The following is a 21,593-nucleotide window of genomic DNA, read 5'->3' as shown; positions in this document are numbered from 1 at the left end:
AAAAACAATGCATTATAAAGACGAAAATCGAATAATTTAAGTAACTTTACGGCTGACTATGAAATTCTTCCATTCGAATGAATAACTATTACTCTACAAAAAAGAAAGGACCTCACACATGAAAAAGATACTAACTTTAGCAGTATTACTCATCACAACCTGCACAGCATTTGCAGAAAAGATACAATTCAATGTTAAAGGCATCGTTGATAAGAACACATCAAAAGTATTGTTTTATATCAACGACATGAACCGAAATAATCCTCAAATAATACCTGTAAAAAATGGAAAATTCTCTATTACAGGCATCGAGGAACGCAATGCGATACTCTATTTCATGAGTAGTGAGACCGCTGGCGTCATCGCCATGAACGATGGAGAAGACTTAAATATCGATTTAATTAAAGATAAAATCATATTTGGGTCAACCGCAAATCTTGAACTCGACAACATGCTGCAAAATATAAATAGCCGTGCTATCCAATTTGACCCCGTAGCTGAAATTTTCTATAAGACAGAAATAGCAGGTACTGAGAATAGTAAATTGGAACGAGAAATGGCCAACTATTATACCCAAACTTCAAACATGGTAGTGAATTACTGTTTAAAACATCAAAATGATGTAACTCCTGCCTACATTATCAAAGAATTTTATTCGCTTCTGAACTATAAACAATTTGAGCAAGTGCTTAATCCTAATTCGGCCTACTTTTCTCACCCTGAACTCGACGAAGCAAAAGGTGCATTTGCCATGCTTGCCAAACGCAGACCTGGTATCAACTATCATGAATTAAACATGATTGATGCTAATGGGAAACCTGCTAAATTATCTCAATACTTGGGCAACCATTATACCTTAGTAGATTTTTGGGCTAGCTGGTGTGGACCATATGAACAAGAAGTTCTCTATCGTAAGGACGCCTACAAACGTTATCATAACCTGGGTTTTGACATTGTTGGTGTATCGTTAGACAGCAAAGAGAATTTTTGGAAAGATGTTATCAAGAGTCAGGAGCTAAACTGGATTCAGCTCAGCGATTTAAAAGGATGGGAGTCTGAAGCTATCGTAAAATATGGATTAAACATCATCCCTGCAAACGTACTGATAGATCCCACAGGCAAAATTATAGCAACAGACCTTACCGGACTTGACCTTATGGACAAACTCGCAGAGATTTATCAAAAATAAGATATTAATAATAACCCTCGACAACGCTTAGCATGTCGAGGGCTATTTTGTTTAAATTCAAAAGTACCCAAAGGGTGTATTACGATGAATATTATTTCAAATAGAAATTAAAAGAACGTACGAGTGATACACCATCTTCTTCAGCTTTTACCTTGACGGTAAACAACTGATTGTGAGCATTGTTTTTTACTACTAGTTTTTTACCTTTAACAGTAGCTATTCCCTCGCCATCAGCTTGTACTATTGTATAAACTGGCTTTTTGTATCCACGGAAATAAGTTGCTAAGTCTATTTTCGCTTTACCATCAATCTGGAAATTTGGTTCTGCTATCCAATTAAGATATTCCTCAAGATTAGTAAAATGATTACCACTCTTATCACCATTATTATCAGCTACAGTAGGATTAGTACCATACGCCTTTTCCCACCAATCTGGCATACCGTCTTGATCTGAATCCCAACCAGCAGGACGAGAAGCTGTTATTATATTCAAGCCCTCAAAACCTTCAGAATCGCTCTCACGGTCTATCAAACCTTTCTTGTGAGTATAGTGACCTTCTGTAGAAGTTTTACCCTGTAATGTTTCGTCTATCATACGAACATCATGGTTATCAAGTTCAGGCATATTACAACCTACATCAGACAATACATTTTTATAAGCAGCCTCAGCTGATTCTACTTTTGCTAATGAAGGGAAGAAAGGATGATTACGGAAGACTTCCCAATCAACCTTCTGCTTATTCTTCGTACGAATCTTCTGCAATGCTGTTTGATCAGTTGTCTTGGTTTGGTCGAGGTTCTCACGAATATTACCACTCATATAATAGCTCTGAGAGCCTCCTCCTGTACCTTCAAGATCTGCACAGAGCAGGATAGGCTGTGTAGTGGCAGGTCCCATCTTATAGTAGTTGCCTACGAAATTTACCTCGTGCGCTCCACCATCGGTAGCCCGTGATCCCCAATTGTAACATACATTATTAAAGAGATCAAGATGACCAGCATACTTACCATCGAGCAATCCACCACCCATACTCCAGTTTCGACCATTATTATGAGCCAAGAGGTTATGATGGTAAGAAGCTACACCTTCTGGTGAACCTCCACCTATTGTAGCAGCATAACCATGTTCTACATAACGGTTACTCTGCTCCACATAGTGACTATGTCCTGCAAAGTTTAACTCTTCGGAGATCAAAGTATGCTGTAATGTAAGATTCTGCGAATTTCGACTAGAAAAGCCTTCATCAATAGCCCATCCGATAGAACAATGGTCCATGATAGAATGATTGTTGCCTGCCATTCCCATACCATCCATCGTGTTCACATTGGCACCAGTACCAGTCCACTGATCTCCACCACCTAGACGAAGACGAATAAAACGGGTTATACCATCGTTGGCCACACCGAGAGCTTTCGAACGGAACAAGATACCACGACCTGGAGCTGTCTGTCCTGCTATCGTTACAAAAGGGGCATTAACAGCCAATCGACTATTCAATGTAATAACACCGGCCACATCAAAAACAATAGTACGTGGACCATTAACATGGGTAACACCATAACGGAATGTACCTGGTTTATCTTCATCTGATAGAGAAGTTACGTGATACACATCACCACCACGGCCACCAATAGCATACTTACCGTAACCTTCAGCACCAGGGAAAGCTATACGACGAGGTTGGAACATCCAAACCTGTCCTTGGGTAGTTTTGCCTTCTTTGGTTACATCAATACGCCAATAATATTTCTGCATGGGTGACAAGCCTGTCAAATCGTAAGAGGTTGCTGTGGCTGATAAACGAATATTCGTTCCACCACCATGCTCTAATACTTGCTTATCAGTTGCCCAATACAATTGTTGTGAATCTGCTCCATTTACAGCAGCTTTCCATTGCAAATGAGCCGTTCCACCATCAGCACCTGCATGAATATCATTATTTGCTGGGAATGGAGAAGATACCATGTTGTCTGCATTAGGAACATCCAATTCCAAAGAATTTATATAAAAATCAGTAGTACAACTATACTCTATGGTAGCAGTGGTACCCGTAAAAGTGACATACGATTTTGCTGATGATACACGTGTAGCCTCGCGATTACTCTGTGGGATAGAAGCGACTTTCTTACCATTTACGGCAACTTGTATATCAGAGAGATTGGTCAATCCATCTGTGTTATTATGGTAAACCTGCAAAGAATGTTCACCTTCTGGCAATCCCTTGATGATAACAGTAATAGAACGCTTTCCTGCTTCAACTCCGTCCACATGAATACCATCATTTACCAAACGGTCTTTAGCTATCTGTCCTTTATACCATCCTGTACGTACAGAATGATTTTTAGACGTATTCTTGATACATACTTCTACCTGACCATAGTTTCGACTATCCGTAGCATTAGGGGGTAATTCAGGAAGCATCCAACTCGTAAAACCATCTGCAGAAACTTCCGCAGTACGTCTTCTACTCTGATCCAAATCAAAATACTGAGCCTGTGCACCTAAAGCTGCCATAAAGCATAAACCAAAACCAAACGCACGCTTAGTTATCCCCAAAGAGATACGATTGTTTTGAATAGATTTTTTCATCTTTGATAGTTGTTTTTAATTCATTTATCAAGACTTTATGCTTCTCAAAGCCCTTTTACGAGCACACGATGGACATAAGCCTTTCATCATATAGTTTATAGAATTCTTTTCAAATCCCTGAGGAAGCTGAACTTGAGGTATTGGCGTATCTTCAAAACAAAAGATTTTACGACACCCCTCACAATAAAAATGGACGTGTTCATCATCATCGCTGTCCTCACTATGACTAAAACAAACTTCATATTTAACATTTCCATTGCCATCTTCCATATCATGTACAAGATGATTTTCACGAAATAAAGCTAATGTTCTGGAAATATTCGATTTATCTATCGTAACAATGGCTTCTTCTATTTCTTTAAGAGACATCGGATACTTGGCAACAGCAAGCGCTCTTAAAATAATTATTCGATTAGCTGTTGGTTTGATGCCATGCAGTTGCAACAGATTACCATATTGTGATTCTTCCATGCTTATCAATACTCATTAGTGACATGCCAAAGTTACAATTTTTTATAAAACAGCAAAAAAAATATCTGACCAAAATTATTTAGTCAGATATTTCTTTTGCCATGCCTTATAATAGTCTGGTTTATCTATCATCAGTTGGCCCTGAGGATCAATAAAAAGCTGAGTGGTTGTGGCTTTAATGCAAAGTTCATGATCGCTTTCACGATAGATTTCATAACGATAATCCAATCGAGCACCACGCTTATGAACATAATGCGTATGAATTTCGGCTACATCATTAATACGAAGAGAGGCAAAATATTTAATATGCATATCATATATTGGTGCATAAATGCCCGCTTCTTGCATTGTCGCATAACCGATACCCTCATAATGACGTCCAAAAGACTCTCGACCATCTTCGAGATAAGCAACGTAAGAGCCATGCCAAGCAACACACATAGAATCGATCTCGCTAAACTTGACTCTTACTTTGCAGATATCTTCTAAATCCTGCATCGCTTAAGGATTAAAGACTTTATCATTTACACTGCCTCCAAAACGGAAACCTGTGAAAGCATACTTGGTATAACCACCACGACGGTCTTTCATGCTCAGACTAACAAGAGCGTTAGTAGACTTGTTGATAACCAACTCAAAAGAACTAAACATCATACGACGCTTCTCTTTTGCGTTTGCTGCAACTGGCACAATGGTTACTAATACATTGTGACCAGACTGAGCTACTGATACGCCAGAGAGTTTAGATATATCAGACTTACCACCTGAAAGCACACTATAAAAAACTGACTTGAAGGTAGCAAACTGAGCACTAATCTTACTGTTAGCAACATGCTTACGACCCTTCATGACCATTGTAAAGGTATTGCCATTCATAACCAACTGATCCTTACCGCCATTCACAGAAATACAGACCTTATCAGGATCTTTCATATACAAAGAACCTGTAGCAGTAGTATTCTTGGTCAAAGCAGCATTATGCTGGGTCATCGTTACATTTGCGGTTGCAGTCTTAGCACTTTTAAATTTGGCTACAGCCTGAGTAAATGCTGCTTCCTGTGCGAAAGTAGCTGTTACTGCCATCATAGAAAGCAGCACAAACAAAACAATCTTTTTCATTTTCTTAAATACTTAAACTAATATTATTGATATATACTTAAAATTAAGTATAAAGTCCACCATTGATAGAGATCACGTTACCTGTGATGTAACCTGCCTCTGGTGATGCCAAATATCCTACAAGACTAGCTACTTCCTCTGGTTTACCAAATCGGTTAGCAGGTATCGTCTTCTTCAACGCAGCCTCATCTAGACCATCTACCATATCTGTCTTGATAAAACCTGGAGCTATGGCATTAACCGTAATATTACGACGAGCTACTTCCTGAGCCAAAGCTTTTGTAGCACCAATAATTCCACCCTTTGCTGCAGAATAGTTAGTCTGACCAGGAAGACCTTTCAAACCACTCAAACTTGCCATATTTATGATACGGCCAAACTTATGAAGCTGCATGGCTGGAAGAATGGGTTGAGTTACGTTGTAGAAACCATTTAAAGTAATCTGAAGCACGGTAGTCCAGTCTTCTGCTGGCATCAAAGCCATCAAGTTATCACGACGAATACCAGCATTATTAACCAACACTTCGATATATTCATCAGGATGAGCTTGCTGCCAAGCCTCGATAGCACCACGAGTCTGCTCTAAATTACTTACATCAAACTTGAGCAATTCTCCATCTTGACCTTCCTGACGTACCAGCTCGAGTGTTTCCTCTGCTGCATCTGTCTTATTCACATAATTTACAAGGATATGATATCCCATCTGTGCAAGGCGTACACATGCTGCACGACCTATACCACGGCTTCCGCCGGTTACTAATGCGTATTTCATTTTCTTATTGATTGAGTTTCTTATATATTGTTTCTTTACCTAAAATCTCTGCACATGTCATCAAGGCTGTCATCGTTACACCATGTATACCATGGACCATCAAACTTTGACCTGTTAGCAAAAGATTGGGAACAGGGGTACGAGGTGACAACGTAGTCAACATCGGATTATTGTAATCTTTTCGAAGACCATAAGCAGACCCTTGCGATGTAAGGGTATAATCGCGATAAGTTAATGGACTGCTAGAATACACTTCGCTGATCTTCCCTGATAAGCCAGGAATAACACGTTCTGCTAAAGCAATACATTCCTTGATCTTTTGGGTCATCAATTGCTGATACCCTTCCCCACGTCGACCTACCTTGCTATCAGCCCATTCTTCACACTGACTCCATAACATAGGAGTAAGCAAATCTATCTGCCGAGCATACTTTTCGCCATTTTCTGGAACACGACAACTAATCATGACACCTCTTACTGGACCTTTCTTCTGATAGAAATCCCAAACATCAGGCTGATCATAAACAAACTGATTATAGTTGAAATATTCTACACTTTCTGGCTGAAGAACGATTGATGCCGTAAACATACCAAAAGTATTTTCCATTCGACTGATACGTCTCCGGAATATCTTCTTAATATATTGGCTTTCTTGAATCATGTCAAAAGTAACTGCAGGATGAACATCGCTGACAAAGAGATCTCCTTCAAAGCATCGACCATCCTTACATATCGCAGTTACAATCTTCCCGTCTTTCTCTACTAATTGTTCTACCTCTGCCTTACAGAAGATTTCTCCACCATTAGCTTTAATATCACGAAGCAACGCATCCACTATCAGATTACCATCACCTTTTAAGCGCCAGCTACTGGCAATATAACTGCCATTGCAATGAGCAAAGGTAAATAAAGGTAGCGTTTCCTTCCGAAGTTCCAACTTTAAAGAGCTACCTGAAAGGATATTAATTAATAGTTCGTTATGAATAATTTCATGCAGATAATCCCAAGCACCTGTGGTAAACATAGGTGATCCGACAGGAGAATTGACCATATCTGCATGAGAGCCAAATAGTCCTTCAAACTGATCACGGTCGCTGCGCTGAAGCATTTCTACATATTTTTGCAAACCCTCTCTTTCCTCTGGAAAGTCTAAAGCTAACTGCTCTACAAAAGCTTGATATCCCTCAGCATAACGATAAGTACGTTCACCGATGGTAATACGGTCAAAACCATCCGCATCCAAACGTTTCCAAGGTAAATTCAACAAGCCCAACATCTTGAAAGGCTTATACAAAGCCTGTCCTTCTGCCAAACCTCCCACATAATGAAGACCTGTGTCAAAAGACAGACCTTTACGATTATAACTCTGCAAACAGCCTCCAGGTTGCACTTCTCTTTCGAGAAGCACTACTTTTTTTCCTTCTTCTGAGAGGATATGAGCACACTCCAAGGCACCCAGTCCACTTCCTATGATAACAACGTCGTATTTCACGCTTACGGGTTATTGCTTTTCTTTACGAGAAATGAATTTAAATAAAGCCGGTTGAAGAACATAGGCTAAGACAACTGCCGATACCAAACCTACAAGTGTTGAGAAACCTACAGATTTGATAGCAGGGTGAGAAGCCAAAAGCATAGAACTAACCGTGATGACCAAAATAAAGGCACTGAAGAAAATCGCAGACTTATGAAGTCCAAGCAATTTTTTATTTTCCTTACCTCCAATCAATCCATTCATGACAAAGATACTATAATCTACGCCAATACCAAAAATAAATGTAGAAATAATGATATTGATAAGATTAAACTTCATATCAAAAATATCCATAGCACCCAAAACGATAAGCCAACTTAAAATAATTGGCATAAATCCTAAGAGTGTATATTTGATATTGAAACGGAAGCTGAACAATAATACAACGAAGACAAATACCATTGATATCCATTGCAGTATGTTGAAGTCACTATTCAACTTCATCAATGTGTCCTGAGTATAGTAACTCGTATCCAATACAAGCATATTCGGCTCATTGGCTATAGCATCACAAATACGCATATAATCACTGTTGGCTCCTACTTCCGAATTTTTGTCGTACTTCACAGAAGTAAACAGTAAATACTGTCCTGCATATGTTTTCTCCATCAATGTAGACTGATAACCAGCAGGAATAATTCCTGATTTGTATAAAGGATCTGGCTCATAGTCTGCCTCTACAGCCTCAAAAAATGGTTCAAAGGCATCTGTGCTAAAGCCGACCTGAGGGGCTGTCATCGCAATCAACTGACGTACTTTTCCTACTCTGCTTGGAGTCCAGAATTTCTTCCAGGCATCAATACGCTGTTGTTGTACCTTCTCTGATACAAAGATCTGGTTTGTGCTTGTATAGCCTTTAACCAACCCCAGTTTCTGAAGTGAATCTAACTTATGTTGAAGTGCATCAAAATGCTCTATAGCTTCCTCCATTGTTTTACCAGAACTGGCAAAATATGTAGAGTGAATGGCCGATTCTGTCTTCTGTGTCTGTAAGTTTTCAGAATAAACTACCTCAGGAGAACGATAGCCCAGATTATTCATATCTGAATCAAACTGAGTACCATGTATCGCATAAGCGACTACACAAATTAACGTAACCACAATAATACCTGCAAGAAGTGGCTTTTTTTGGTCAAACGGATAAGCATTAATACGATCGATAAAACCAAAGGCTTTCTTGTTGATACGGTTTACCTTATCATCAAGTAATTGTGGCAAGAATATTAAACTAAAAAATGTAGTGCCTGAAATAGCAAATGCTGCAAACAGTCCAAAATCTTTCAACAGGTCGGTATTGATAAAAATAAGTCCCATGAAAGAACCTATTGTTGTCAGACAACCCAAAAGAACAGGTACTGTCTCATCTCGCAACACTTTTTCCGGATCATTGACATACTTATAATGCGTCAGCACATGAAGTACATAACTCATAGCTACGCCAAGAACAATAGCACCAATACCTAAAGCCAACAAAGAGAACTGTCCCTCTATAAAATACATCATAGCTAGTCCAAAGACTGCACCAAATGCCACTGGCAATATTAGTAATGGCAAAGTATCCCAATTGCGGAAACAAATGAAAATAAATGCCAACACAAAAATAAAGGATCCAAAAACAGTAGTAGTTAAATCCTTCTTTATGGTAGAGGAGTTATAGTAGCCACTAGCAGGAGTGCCATGATAGACTATTTTTACTTCAGGATGTGAAGTTTTAAATTTCTCTATTTGCTGGTTAAGCATCTCAAACATAGCAGACCCCTGTCCCGTATTCGTAGCAGAATATTTCGGTGTTATAAAAGCAATACACACAGAGGAATCTGGTACAAAGAAATGTTCGTCAATTGTCTTATAACTGCCTGCAGAACCCGCCATAAGAGGAGCCATCTGCTTCATTAAGACACTTCGGATACCTACAGGATCCATCTGAATTAACTCAGGAAAAGATGAACCAAAACTCCCTGTCATATCCTCCCGATTGGTAATCATCTGTTTATTAAAATGTTCAACAGTGAGCATCGAGTCGATATGTGCATACACTGCAGTATCAATATATGCAGGGAAATGTTCCTGCATATAATCTACAGCATCAAACATCACATCCTCAGGTATATTATAAAACACATCACCTATAACCTGTTCGCCCTTAGGGCGCTTGGCATCCTGAGCATTCAGAGAATCTACAAAAGCATCACAGGCTCTGGCGATTTTTTGAGGAGTAGCTCCTTTTTGCCCTTCAAACAACAGGAAAGTTTTATCCTTAATTCGAAGGCTGGAAAAAGCTAATTTTGTAGTACCATCAGCATTCTTAGATGATGGCATCAACTTGTTAATATCTTCTTCAAGGTTTATTCTAGAAGCAAAAAAGCCGAAGAAAATAAACAAGAAAATCATCGAAGCCCAAAAGATAGGTCGATGATTATGAAAATATTTATAGATCTTTATAACAAGTTCGGTCATATCATTTCACCCTTGAAATCCATATATTGCTGCTGAGCATCAGCAATACTGGCCAATACCTTTACACTCGATTCACCTTCTTCAACATGAACCGTAACATCCAATGTAGGACAGACTGAAGGAGAAGCTACTGCTGTAAGACGGCAGCGGTCGAGCTTATTCATCACCAACTTTCTGCCGACTACCTGCATCACGCATTCCTTTATCATCTCTATATTGCAGACACCTGGAGATACAGGATTACCAGGGAAATGCCCCTGATATACATCGCACTCAGGCAACAGCTCTACATGGAATACGATATTATTATCCTTTTCTTCGCGACTTACTACACGATAGAACTTATTGAGTAATAGCATATCCATTATTTTTCTTCGTCAATATAGATTTTCATTTGTGTATCAGCAACCTTCTCGTCACCTACATATGTTTCACCCATAATGATGGTAACACCCTGTACTGTAGCACCCATAGTTATAGTCGTCTTCATGACATCACCAACAGATGGTCGATGATAACAATGAAAACGTTTGATTTCACCTATATAGCCTACAGGAGGTTCTGTAGCCCCTTCTGCCAGTGCACGATATCCGGCAAAAGCAGATGCTGACTGAGCTATATGCTCAATCATACCAGGCTCAGCCATCTTACCATCTTCCTCTATAAAATAATTGTCGACCTTGACAGTAAGGATGGCAACAGCATTGTCACCATCCACACTATCTAATCGGTCGACCATCATTATAGGATTGCGCTGAGGAATAAGCGCCTTGATATCTTCTGTAATCATTTATTTTTCAACATGACTATCAAGATAGTCGTAAAGATCGTTGAATGTATCAATCTTACGAAGATCCTCTACAGGAATCTTCAATTTGTAAGTATACTGAATAACTGCTACAAGGTCAACAAGACTCAAGCTGTCAAGATTCAAAGTATCCTTCAAATTTGCTTCAGGAGCAAATGTGCTTTCTTCTACTTCGAACTCCTCAGCCAATACAGAATTAACCTGCTTTACAATGTCTTCACGTGTCATAATAATTTTCTTTTTAGTTTATTTTATCTATCGTAAATACAATAATTATAAATTCTTCACTACAAGAGTAGAATTAGTACCACCAAAGCCGAATGAGTTAGAGAGGAACATATCGAAATGCTGTTCGATGGTTTCTGGAATTACATTTACTGCAGCTGTCTCTTCATCTGGATTTTCAAAGTTGATATTACCTGCAATAAAGTCATTTTTCATCATCAACATGGAATAAATCATCTCACTAGCTCCTGCCATCCACATCTCATGACCTGTCTGACTCTTGGTAGAAGTAACTGGCACCTTATAATCACCGAAGATGTCAGCAATTGCTAATGCTTCACGACCGTCACCTGCATGAGTAGATGTAGCATGTGCATTAACATAACCGATCTGACGTGGATCAAGACCACCATTCTTCAAACAAAGCTCCAAAGAACGAGTTGGACCAGCTACATTAGGAGTAGAAATATGATCACCATTACCTGAAAATCCCCATGACATCACTTCACCAAGGATTGGTGCACCACGTTTTACAGCTGACTCGTAGTCTTCCAAAATAACAGTAGCTGCACCACCACCAGGAACCAAACCGTTACGGTCTCTATCGAATGGGCGACTAGCCTTAGTAGGCTCATCCTCACGAGTAGAGAAAGCCTGAATACCATCGAAAGATGCTACACTGTACATATTAGCTTCCTGAGCACCACCACAGATTACATAATCCTGCAAACCCTGACTAATCAACATGGCTGCCAAACCGATAGCTTGAGAACTCGATGCACAAGCTGCAGAGGTTGTCAAGTTGATACCACGCAATTTGAACAGGCAAGCAAGATTCATTGTAACAGTAGAGTTCATTGATTGGAAAATAGCTCCACTACCACAAGCTGAAGTATCCTTAAACTCACGGAACTTATCGAGTGCATGCATTGTTGCCTCAGCAACAGAGTCATTACCATAAATGATACCAACCTCATGTGCATCGATAAAATCCTGATCCATCTTGGCGTTTTCTAAAGCATCCTTAGTTGCCATATAAGCATACTGAGCTTCTTCTGGCATAAACTGACGCATATTACGCTTGACGAAAGGCTTCAAGTCTGGTACCTTGATATCAGCACAAAGAGCAGAACGGAATCCTGCATCTTTACGTTCCTGACTAAAAATGATACCACTTTTTCCCTGATACAGAGAATCTTTTACTTCATCCAAGGTTGTACCCAGGCAAGACCAAATGCCCATACCTGTAATTACTACTCTTCTTTTCATATTTATCATCTCCTGCGTTTTGAAGATTTTTATCTTCAGCACTACAGATTAATAGCTATATATATTTTATTGAATACTCTTTTTATAACAACGTCTTCTCTTGATAATGGATGGACCAAGTGGTTTCCATTGTGAGAGCTCTTTCACGTTATCCTCAAGTTGGGGACCAGTTTCTGCAAATTTAAATCCTAACTTATTATATTTAGGTATTAAATCATCAAAAAGTAAAGCATTTACACCCAATCCCTGCAAATCTGGCCGAACTGCTATCAACAAGAGTTCTACAGTGTCTTCTCTTTTCCATTTCAAGCTCTTCAGTAAATGATACCATCCCAATGGAAACAATTTACCATTTGCTTTTTGCAAAGCATGAGAAAGAGAACCAATCGTTACTGCAGCTGCAACGATTTCACCCTTATTGTTTACTACCATCGGAAGCAAATCCAAATTTAGCAATGGCAGATATTTGTCTACGAATTCATCAGCCTGCTCTTCTGTCATTTTTGAAAAGCCAAATAATGGAGAGTAAGCTGCGTTCAATAATTCAAATAATTTATGACCAATATTTTCCTGGACGAATTGCTTTTTAGTAACGCATTTAACTTGCAGACCAAACATTTCTCCAGACAATTTTGATACACGAGCATACTTGGCTGGTACTTCCTTGGGAACATCTACCCGAATCGAAACCCAGTCAACTGCTTTTTCGTATCCTAAAGCCTCCATATGCTCTGGATAATAAGCATAATTATAGTAGGTAACCATCGAACTTAATTTATCGAAATCTTCCACAAGCATACCTTCTTTATCAAAATCGGTTATACCCAATGGACCTTCGACATTATCCATACCATGATTCCTACCCCAGTTTTCCACTGCTTTCAATAAAGCTTCAGAAACCTGATGGTCGTCTACAAAATCGAAATAGGCAAAACGCACTGTTTTCTTATTCCATTTTTCATTGGCATGGTGATTGATGATACCAACAATTCGGCCTACTACTTTATCATCCCGATAAGCTACAAAGCCCTGTAAATCTGTAAATGCCAACCCCGAATTCTTTTTCGGATCGAACATATTTCTCATATCCATATCCATGTCAGGTACATACTGTTTACAATCAGCATAAAGCACCTTAGGAAAAGCGATGAAATCATTCTCCTCCTGCTTGGTATGGATAGGAATTACTTTAATCATTCCCATATTGGGTGCAAAATTACGTAATATAATTGAAATCACAATATTCTAAAACTCTTAATTATTGGTCTTATTAAGAATTTTTAAGTATATTAATATCATAACTGTTACAGAAATTAATGAGGCGGAAATTCTCAATTAGTCCACCTGATTTCATATGTTTACTGCTAAAATTGACAAAATGTACACAAATATAACGATATCAAATAAAAAGAGCAAGTCATAACTAGATTTTTCCTACAAAAGCCGTACGTTTTATAACATTTTTCATTACTTTTGCACACAAAAATGAGGCTTAAAGAAAATAATAGCAAACTAAACAACATATAAAAGCAAAAATGGCAAACTTAAGATTTGAGGCTGTAGCCGAAGCCGCTAAGAAAAGGCCAGTCGATGTAAGAGTCCCTATTGAGAGACCTTCTGAGTACTTTGGTAAGTATGTTTTCAACCGACAGAAAATGTACAAGTATCTGCCTTCAGACATTTACGCCAAACTGGTCGATGTAATGGATAATGGTGCTCGATTAGACCGTAGCATTGCCAATGCTGTAGCAGAAGGTATGCGACAGTGGGCTATAGAAAACGGTGTAACACACTATACGCACTGGTTCCAGCCTTTAACCGAAGGTACTGCCGAAAAGCATGATGCTTTCGTAGAACATGATGGAAAAGGCGGTATGATTGAAGAATTTTCAGGAAAACTACTTGTTCAGCAAGAACCTGATGCTTCTTCTTTCCCTAACGGTGGTATCCGTAATACATTTGAAGCACGTGGTTATTCTGCTTGGGATCCTACATCTCCTGTCTTTATCATTGACGATACACTTTGTATCCCTACTATCTTCATTTCGTATACTGGTGAAGCACTCGACTATAAGTCTCCATTGCTTCGCGCTCTCCACGCTGTTAATGTTGCAGCTACTGATGTTTGTCACTATTTTGATCCATCTATCAAGAGTGTACATGCTAATTTAGGATGGGAACAAGAATATTTTCTCATTGATTCTGCCTTGTATTCTGCTCGTCCTGACCTGATTCTTACAGGTAGAACGCTGATGGGACATGATTCTGCTAAAAACCAGCAGATGGACGACCATTATTTTGGTACAATCCCAGAGCGAGTTCAGGCCTTTATGAAAGAATTGGAAATCCGCTCTCTTGAATTGGGTATTCCTTGCAAGACTCGCCACAACGAGGTTGCTCCTGGCCAGTTTGAGTTGGCTCCTATTTTCGAAGAATGTAACTTGGCTATCGACCATAATATGCTTCTCATGGGGCTCATGAAAAAAGTGGCTCATAAACATGGGCTTCATGTTTTGCTCCATGAAAAACCTTTTGAGGGCATCAATGGTAGCGGTAAGCATAACAACTGGAGTTTAACCACCGATAATGGTATTCTCCTCTATAAAAGTGGTTCTACTCCAGAAGAGAATCTTCGTTTCGTTGTTTTCATTGTCGAAACATTGATGGCCGTTTACAAGCATAATGGTTTGCTTAAGGCTTCTGCTATGAGTGCTTCTAACTCTCACCGTTTGGGTGCAAACGAAGCTCCACCTGCTATTATTTCTTCTTTCCTCGGTAAGCAGCTGACTGAACTTCTTGACCATGTAGAGAAAGCTGATAAGAAAGCCTTATTTGATGTGGCCGACAAGAAAGGTGTTCAGTTGGATATTCCTGAAATTCCTGAATTGTTCATTGATAATACCGACCGTAACCGTACATCTCCTTTTGCCTTCACTGGTAACCGTTTTGAATTCCGCGCTGTAGGTTCTGAGGCTAACTGTGCTGCTTCTATGATTGTATTAAATACGGCAATGGCCGAAGCTCTCACTAACTTCAAAACACGTGTCGATGCACTTATTGCGAAAGGTGCTGACAAGAAAGCTGCTATTATCGATGTTCTCCGTGAGGATATCAAGACGAGCAAACCGATTCGTTTCGATGGTAATGGTTACAGCGATGAATGGAAGGAAGAAGCTAAAAAGCGTGGTCTCGACTGTGAATCATCTTGCCCTCTATGCTTCGATAACTATTTGCACGAAGACAGCGTTAAGATGTTCGAAGACTTCAATGTACTTCACAGAAATGAGCTCGAGGCTCGTAATGAGGTGAAATGGGAAACTTATACCAAGAAAATTCAAATTGAGGCTCGTACCATGGGCGATATTGCCATGAACCATATCATTCCTGTAGCTACGCACTATCAAAGTCAGTTGGCTAAAAACGTACAGAGCATGATGGAAATCTTTGGTAGAGAAGAAGGTGAAAAACTTACCTCTCGTAATATCAAGATTATTAAGGAGATTGCTGAACGTACAGAGAAGATCGAAACCTTCGTAGAGGAATTGGTCAATGCTCGAAAGGTGGCTAACAAGATTGAAAGTGAACGTGAGAAAGCCATTGCTTACCACGACACAATAGCACCAAAGATGGAAGAAATCCGTTATGAGATTGACAAACTCGAGCTCATAGTTTCAGATGAGCTTTGGACACTTCCTAAATATCGTGAAATGTTATTCCTCGACTAATTTATTTGAAAAGTATTATACCAAAAGGTTCAGCAGAATAGTCTACTGAACCTTTTTCCGTATATATGAAAAAGGGGAACCTTCTATCTGTAGAAGGACTCCCCAAATTATGGTTTTATATAACTTGATTTAGAAACGATATACAACAAAAGACTTAGCTGGAATGGTTATATTAACCACATTGCCTGAAACATCAAGTGAAGATTCCACTGGCTTCACAGCATCCTTATTTTTCAAGGTATTCTCAGCATGCAGATCATTGGCATGTAAAGTAATGACCTTCGCACTCTTCACATTCTTAGCTCCCTTCAGATTTAAAGCTATAGTCTTATCCTCACCGGCAGCATTCGCAATCTTTACGATGTAATTCTTAGTTGGAGCATCATATACTGCTGATGCATAGAGACCATCCTCACCTTTAACGACTTGATCATTTTCTGTTAGTTTCAATACATGAGTACCTCGATTCGTACCATAGAGCATCTGTACATACCAGTTAGCACTGCGTACAGAATTTAAATTATCAAACCAGATCAAATCTGGACGCCACTGCCATCCCTCTACATGAGCGAACAAAGGAGCATAGGTAGCCTGATAAACAACATCTGCATTACGTTCCAAACCCGTCATGAAAGCTGCTTCAGAAAGAGCAGCCTCCCATGAGTTCGGATCACCCTTAGCATGAGCTGCATATTCTCCTGCAAAGACTTTAGGACCCTTACGGTCGTAATTATCATAACGACCTGCATTCTTAAAGAACCAGTCTGGCGACATATAATAATGTTCGTCAACCAAGTCAACCCCTAATTTACGCATTTCTTTCCATCCATAATCAAACTTATCGCCATCAGCAGAAGGACCACTTGAACCACAAATCTTGATATCTGGATATTTTGCACGAATCTGCTTGACGAACTCTGCCAGGCGAACTGGATACATCTCACCCCACTGCTCATTACCAACACCAATCTGCTTCAGATGAAATGGTTTTGGGTGCCCCATATCAGCACGGAGTTTACCCCATTTACTCGTAACCGGACCATTGCAGAATTCTATCAGGTCAAGCGCATCATCGATATACGGTTGCAGGTCTTTCAGAGCTACATGCGCATTTACATCCTGATCTTTATTCTGATACTGGCAAGCCAAACCTACACTAACTACTGGTAATGGCTCAGCACCAATCTTCTCAGACAAAAGGAAGTACTCATAAAAGCCCATACCATAAGTCTGATAATAATTAGGATACATACGATGAGGGAATGTATAATTCCATCGATTTTCGTTCAATGGTCGATTTTCTACGTTACCTACACTGTTTTTCCATTGATAACGTGTTTCCAAATCTGTTCCTTCTACGATACATCCACCAGGGAAACGGAAGATACCAGGATGCAAATCTTCCAAATCTTTTACCAAGTCTGCACGCATACCATTCCAGTTATCTTCCGGGAACAAAGATACATGGTCTAAATCGACGGCATCACCAGACATCAGGAAGATTCGCATTAAACCTTTCTGCTGTGTTTTATTAGAAGTCAGTGTGGCTGTATATTTAGTCCATTTATTGGCAGTTACAACGATGGTATCACGACTGATTGGTACATTATTTTCACCTACCAGCTCTACACGAAAACGAGCTTTTTTACCTTGAAGATTGTTAAGACGGGCATAAACAGAGAACTCATACTTCATGCCTTTCTTAAGCCCCATGCCAAAGAAGCCACGATTTTCCAAACCTGTAAATTTCTGATTATGACCAGCATTCGATAATGTAACATAATGTGGATTACGTTCGAAAGCTGGTTTCACATCACTAACGGAAACGTTTCCAAAGGTATTCCACCCCATTAGACGATCAGGAAATTCAAAACTTCTGTTTTCCACCATTTCAGCATACAGACCACCATCTGCGCCAAAGTTGATATCCTCAAAGAAGATACCATACATTGTTGGTTGAATTTTCGCACCAAGTTTATTAGCTTGTACAGTAAATTGATGTGTCTGAGCACTTGCTGGCAATGCTGACATTGCAGCAAGAAGCAATGCTGATAGTAATTTAGGTTTTTTCATATTGACTAATTATTTATTCTTTAGGTTATTTGCAAGACAAAGTTATTGATTTTATCAAAAAAAGAGGTGGACATTATACGCTATGAAGTGGATAATATCCCCTCTTTTTTTCTTTTTATTATAAAATAGGAGTCAGAACAAAACTAAACTGATAATCTGCAGCAGGAACACGATAAGGTTTCAAAGGCCAAGCACCCCAACTATTAGTACCACCTACACCCATCTGCGCCTTATCAATGCAAATATTCGTGTATACAGATTTCTTCACCTCGTAACTATGTCTCTGCTGTTTATCAAGGCCTTCATCCAAATCTGCAATATTATAATGTAAAGCAGACATATCGCCGATACGCTGATCTACTGGAGTAAACAGCAAACCGACACCATTAGCATCTGTCTGCTTCCACCATCCGATATCAGTTTTGGTTCCAGTTTCTTGTGGACGTATATAAGGGAAGAACTGGTCATCAGTATTCTGTTTCCAGGTTCCCATACGCATACATTCCTTACGATCATTATAATTTTCGATAGGGCCTCTACCGTAGTATTCTATCTGACTCATCTGGTAAGGCATATTCATCACCATACCAAAACGGAACATATCACTTACCTTTTCTTCAGGTGTCATCACCAGCTGTTCTGATACCATTATTTTTCCATTTGGAGCAATGCGATAAGTCATCTCGAAACGTGCCTTTACTTCTGGCATTTCATAAGATGCACGTACCAAAGCCTGTTTTACACCTTCCGATTTTTCTATCGTTACATCAAGTGCTTTCAGATTAAACTGAGGATTCTTCCAAGCTGCAAATTTCTTCTGCATACCTGCACCCATATCATTATCGGTTACAGCACGCCAGAAGTTAGGCTTCAAACTACCTTCTTTACCCAATAAGTCTTTACCTTTTACTTGATATTGCGCCAACCAACCTGTTTTTTTGTCGAAGGCAATAGTAGCTTCATCACTCTTGAAAGTGAGTAAGTTGCTCTTATCATCCTTCACAACTTTTATCTTACCGGTTCCTACACTATTAGCAGAAGCTATTGCTATCTTTTGCTTTTCTATTTCCAATTGGCGATAAGCGATAACCTGACCTACTTTCATCAAAGGTTCAGATTTCTTGAGTTTGAAATCGATATTCAGATAACTATCGTGTCCATCCTCCACCTGATATGGCAAAGTTAGTTCCACAGTCTGTTGAGGGGCTATTTTCAGATCGGCTACCGTTCCTTCTTTTACTATATGACCGTCTACCAAAAGTTGCCAATCCATCTTGACATTCTTCAAATCTTTGAAGAAATTCTCATTGTATACACGTATCTTACCCTGCTTAGCATCTACGGCCTCAGCCCAGATATTCTGATACTGATAAGCCAACTCGTAAGCATGAGGATTCAGCTGACGATCAGGACCAATAATACCATTACAGTTAAAGTTGTTATCACTGGCATCATAGCGATTATAGTCACCACCATAAGTATACTTTATCTTATTCAGTTCGCTATATGGCGTCTTTTCATCTACCTGTATACTCATTGGCTTAACAATTTCACGATGTAAGCCTTGATCTACAAAATCCCAGTCGAAACCACCCTGAAACTTCGGATATTTGCGTATCAACTTCCAGTATTCTGCCAAATTACCACCAGAGTTACCCATGGTATGATTATATTCACACTGAATCAATGGGCGAGTACGTTTCTCATCTTTAGCATAATTTTCGCAAGCATCCACTGGGAAATACATTGGACAGAATATATCTGTAGCTTTTCGATCCATACCAGCCTGCTCGTACTGCACTGGTCTCGAGTTATCCTGAGATTTAATCCAGTCATAAGCATCTTCAAAGTTCTTGCTATAACGAGTTTCATTACCCAAGCTCCATACGATAATGCTTGGATGATTATAGTACATAGACACATTATGCTGATTTCGCTCTAAGATCTGCTTCGCAAACATAGGTTTACCAGAAGGTGCATCATCACCATAACCGAAACCATGACTTTCTTGATTGGCCTCTGCGACAATATACAGACCATACTGATCGCATAATTCATACCAGATAGGGTCATCAGGATAATGGCAGGTTCTTACCGCATTAATATTCAGACGTTTCATAATCTGAATATCCTGTATCATTCGTTCACGACTTACCACATATCCTCCATCTGGGTCCATCTCATGACGGTCTGCACCCTTAATCAAAATAGGTTGACCATTGACGAGCAACTGTGAATTTTTAATTTCTACCTTACGGAAGCCCACTTTCACTGCTGTTGCCTCATAAGAAACCTGAGGTTTAGCTGGGTCATTAAGACTAACTTGCAGGGTATACAAAGTAGGAGTTTCTGCAGACCACTTCTGAGGATCAGCCACCTTAAATTCGGTTTTTATCTCTCCCACTTTAGCATAATTTATCTGTTTTGCCTCTACTAATTTTCCTGAAGGGTCAAAAAGACGTACAGTAACCGCAGCCTTACCTTTTACTTGCATAGCTACCTGTAGCGTTCCATCCTTATAGTCATTGATCAAATCAGGTACGATACGAATATCAGAAAGTTGATTTTGCTTATTCTTGGCATAGAGATAACAGTCACGAGCTACACCCGAAAGACGCCAGAAGTCTTGATCCTCATCGTAGCTACCATCACACCAGCGGAATGTCTGAAAAGCGATCACATTCTCACCTTTCTTCAAATAAGGTGTAATATCAAATTCTGCAGCTACCTTACTATCCTCGGTATAGCCTACATATTTGCCATTAACCCACAGATACATATTTGATGTCACAGAACCAAAGTGAGCAATAACCTGTTTGCCATCCCAATTCTCTGGAATCTTAATGATACGTCGATAACTGCCCACATGATTATCCTTAACCGGCACTTCAGGAGGATTATTCTGAAAATGACCTCTCCAACCAAAACCGATATTCACATATTCAGGATCACCATAGCCATTCATTTCCCAGAGTCCGGGTATTGGGAATGTTTTCCATGAAGAATCATCAAAATCAGTTTTCCAGAAATCAGTTGGCCTCTGGTCGGCATTAGCCACCCAGTTAAATTTCCAGTCACCCTCTAAAGAGCAATAATTGGCCGATGCCTTCATATCGCCTTTCAGCGCTTTTTCAGCTGACTCATACGTAAAGAAGTTTGTATGAAGCAGATAGCGGTTAACCTCATTAACTTGCAAGTCGTGCCATTCAGTAAACGTTGGTTGTAATGTTTTTGGTGTTTTAGACTTAGCAGCACATGCTGGAGATACAGACATCGCTGCCAAGCATAAAGCGATAACCTGATTTGGTTTCATAAAGTTTAATTTAAGTTAGTTATTAGATTTTTACAAAGATAATTATTT

Annotated in this window: 16 protein-coding genes; 2 read left to right on the top strand and 14 right to left on the bottom strand. The window is 39.4% G+C overall.

Features of this window, described 5'->3' with window-relative positions:
- Window positions 1-118: 118 nt before the first annotated feature.
- Window positions 119-1,189, top strand: coding sequence for a peroxiredoxin family protein (locus L6471_RS05115; RefSeq protein ID WP_006281334.1), 1,071 nt, complete (start codon window positions 119-121; stop codon window positions 1,187-1,189).
- Between the two features lie 91 nt (window positions 1,190-1,280).
- Here L6471_RS05115 and L6471_RS05110 read toward each other — a convergent pair whose 3' ends face one another.
- From L6471_RS05110 to L6471_RS05055, 12 genes are all read right to left on the bottom strand, one after another.
- The gene (locus tag L6471_RS05110) at window positions 1,281-3,779 is read right to left on the bottom strand and encodes a hypothetical protein (protein ID WP_237797514.1); all 2,499 of its coding nucleotides are present in this window, start codon (window positions 3,777-3,779) and stop codon (window positions 1,281-1,283) included.
- A gap of 27 nt (window positions 3,780-3,806) precedes the next feature.
- Entirely contained in the window at window positions 3,807-4,250 is a 444-nt protein-coding gene (locus L6471_RS05105) for a Fur family transcriptional regulator (RefSeq protein WP_006281336.1), read from the bottom strand.
- 75 nt (window positions 4,251-4,325) lie between these two features.
- The gene (locus L6471_RS05100; RefSeq protein ID WP_006281337.1) at window positions 4,326-4,748 is read right to left on the bottom strand and encodes an acyl-CoA thioesterase; all 423 of its coding nucleotides are present in this window, start codon (window positions 4,746-4,748) and stop codon (window positions 4,326-4,328) included.
- A gap of 3 nt (window positions 4,749-4,751) precedes the next feature.
- A complete protein-coding gene (locus tag L6471_RS05095) occupies window positions 4,752-5,369 on the bottom strand; it encodes a LolA family protein (RefSeq protein WP_006281338.1) in 618 nt (205 codons plus the stop codon).
- A 43-nt stretch (window positions 5,370-5,412) separates the two neighbouring features.
- Entirely contained in the window at window positions 5,413-6,141 is a 729-nt protein-coding gene (gene fabG / locus L6471_RS05090; protein WP_006281339.1) for a 3-oxoacyl-ACP reductase FabG, read from the bottom strand.
- A 4-nt stretch (window positions 6,142-6,145) separates the two neighbouring features.
- Window positions 6,146-7,633: a phytoene desaturase family protein gene (locus tag L6471_RS05085; RefSeq protein ID WP_237797513.1), complete on the bottom strand. Its 1,488-nt coding sequence runs from the start codon at window positions 7,631-7,633 to the stop codon at window positions 6,146-6,148.
- 9 nt (window positions 7,634-7,642) lie between these two features.
- A complete protein-coding gene (locus tag L6471_RS05080; RefSeq protein WP_237797512.1) occupies window positions 7,643-10,132 on the bottom strand; it encodes an MMPL family transporter in 2,490 nt (829 codons plus the stop codon).
- On the bottom strand, window positions 10,129-10,497 hold the full coding sequence (locus L6471_RS05075; protein ID WP_006282186.1) for a beta-hydroxyacyl-ACP dehydratase: 369 nt from the start codon (window positions 10,495-10,497) through the stop codon (window positions 10,129-10,131). The genes L6471_RS05080 and L6471_RS05075 overlap by 4 nt, the downstream gene beginning before the upstream one ends.
- On the bottom strand, window positions 10,497-10,922 hold the full coding sequence (locus L6471_RS05070; RefSeq protein WP_006282187.1) for a hypothetical protein: 426 nt from the start codon (window positions 10,920-10,922) through the stop codon (window positions 10,497-10,499). The genes L6471_RS05075 and L6471_RS05070 overlap by 1 nt, the downstream gene beginning before the upstream one ends.
- A complete protein-coding gene (locus L6471_RS05065; RefSeq protein WP_006282188.1) occupies window positions 10,923-11,168 on the bottom strand; it encodes an acyl carrier protein in 246 nt (81 codons plus the stop codon). It abuts the gene before it with no gap.
- A 45-nt stretch (window positions 11,169-11,213) separates the two neighbouring features.
- Window positions 11,214-12,434, bottom strand: coding sequence for a beta-ketoacyl-[acyl-carrier-protein] synthase family protein (locus L6471_RS05060; RefSeq protein ID WP_006282189.1), 1,221 nt, complete (start codon window positions 12,432-12,434; stop codon window positions 11,214-11,216).
- A gap of 66 nt (window positions 12,435-12,500) precedes the next feature.
- The gene (locus L6471_RS05055) at window positions 12,501-13,637 is read right to left on the bottom strand and encodes an N-acetyltransferase (protein ID WP_237797511.1); all 1,137 of its coding nucleotides are present in this window, start codon (window positions 13,635-13,637) and stop codon (window positions 12,501-12,503) included.
- A 332-nt stretch (window positions 13,638-13,969) separates the two neighbouring features.
- On the opposite strand from L6471_RS05055, the gene L6471_RS05050 reads away from it, so the two are divergent.
- Window positions 13,970-16,159: a glutamine synthetase III family protein gene (locus L6471_RS05050; RefSeq protein ID WP_006282191.1), complete on the top strand. Its 2,190-nt coding sequence runs from the start codon at window positions 13,970-13,972 to the stop codon at window positions 16,157-16,159.
- Window positions 16,160-16,288: 129 nt separating this feature from the next.
- Here the strand turns inward: L6471_RS05050 and L6471_RS05045 are convergent, their stop codons facing one another.
- Entirely contained in the window at window positions 16,289-18,232 is a 1,944-nt protein-coding gene (locus L6471_RS05045; protein ID WP_237797510.1) for an alpha-L-arabinofuranosidase C-terminal domain-containing protein, read from the bottom strand.
- Window positions 18,233-18,350: 118 nt separating this feature from the next.
- The gene (locus L6471_RS05040; RefSeq protein ID WP_404830162.1) at window positions 18,351-21,545 is read right to left on the bottom strand and encodes a glycoside hydrolase family 2 TIM barrel-domain containing protein; all 3,195 of its coding nucleotides are present in this window, start codon (window positions 21,543-21,545) and stop codon (window positions 18,351-18,353) included.
- Window positions 21,546-21,593: the final 48 nt, after the last annotated feature.

This window comes from Segatella bryantii, from assembly GCF_022024215.1.
In the GTDB taxonomy this organism is placed as follows: Bacteria; Bacteroidota; Bacteroidia; order Bacteroidales; family Bacteroidaceae; genus Prevotella; species Prevotella bryantii.
Note: the sequence above shows the minus strand (reverse complement) of the source record. Positions and strands in the feature narration are given on the sequence as shown.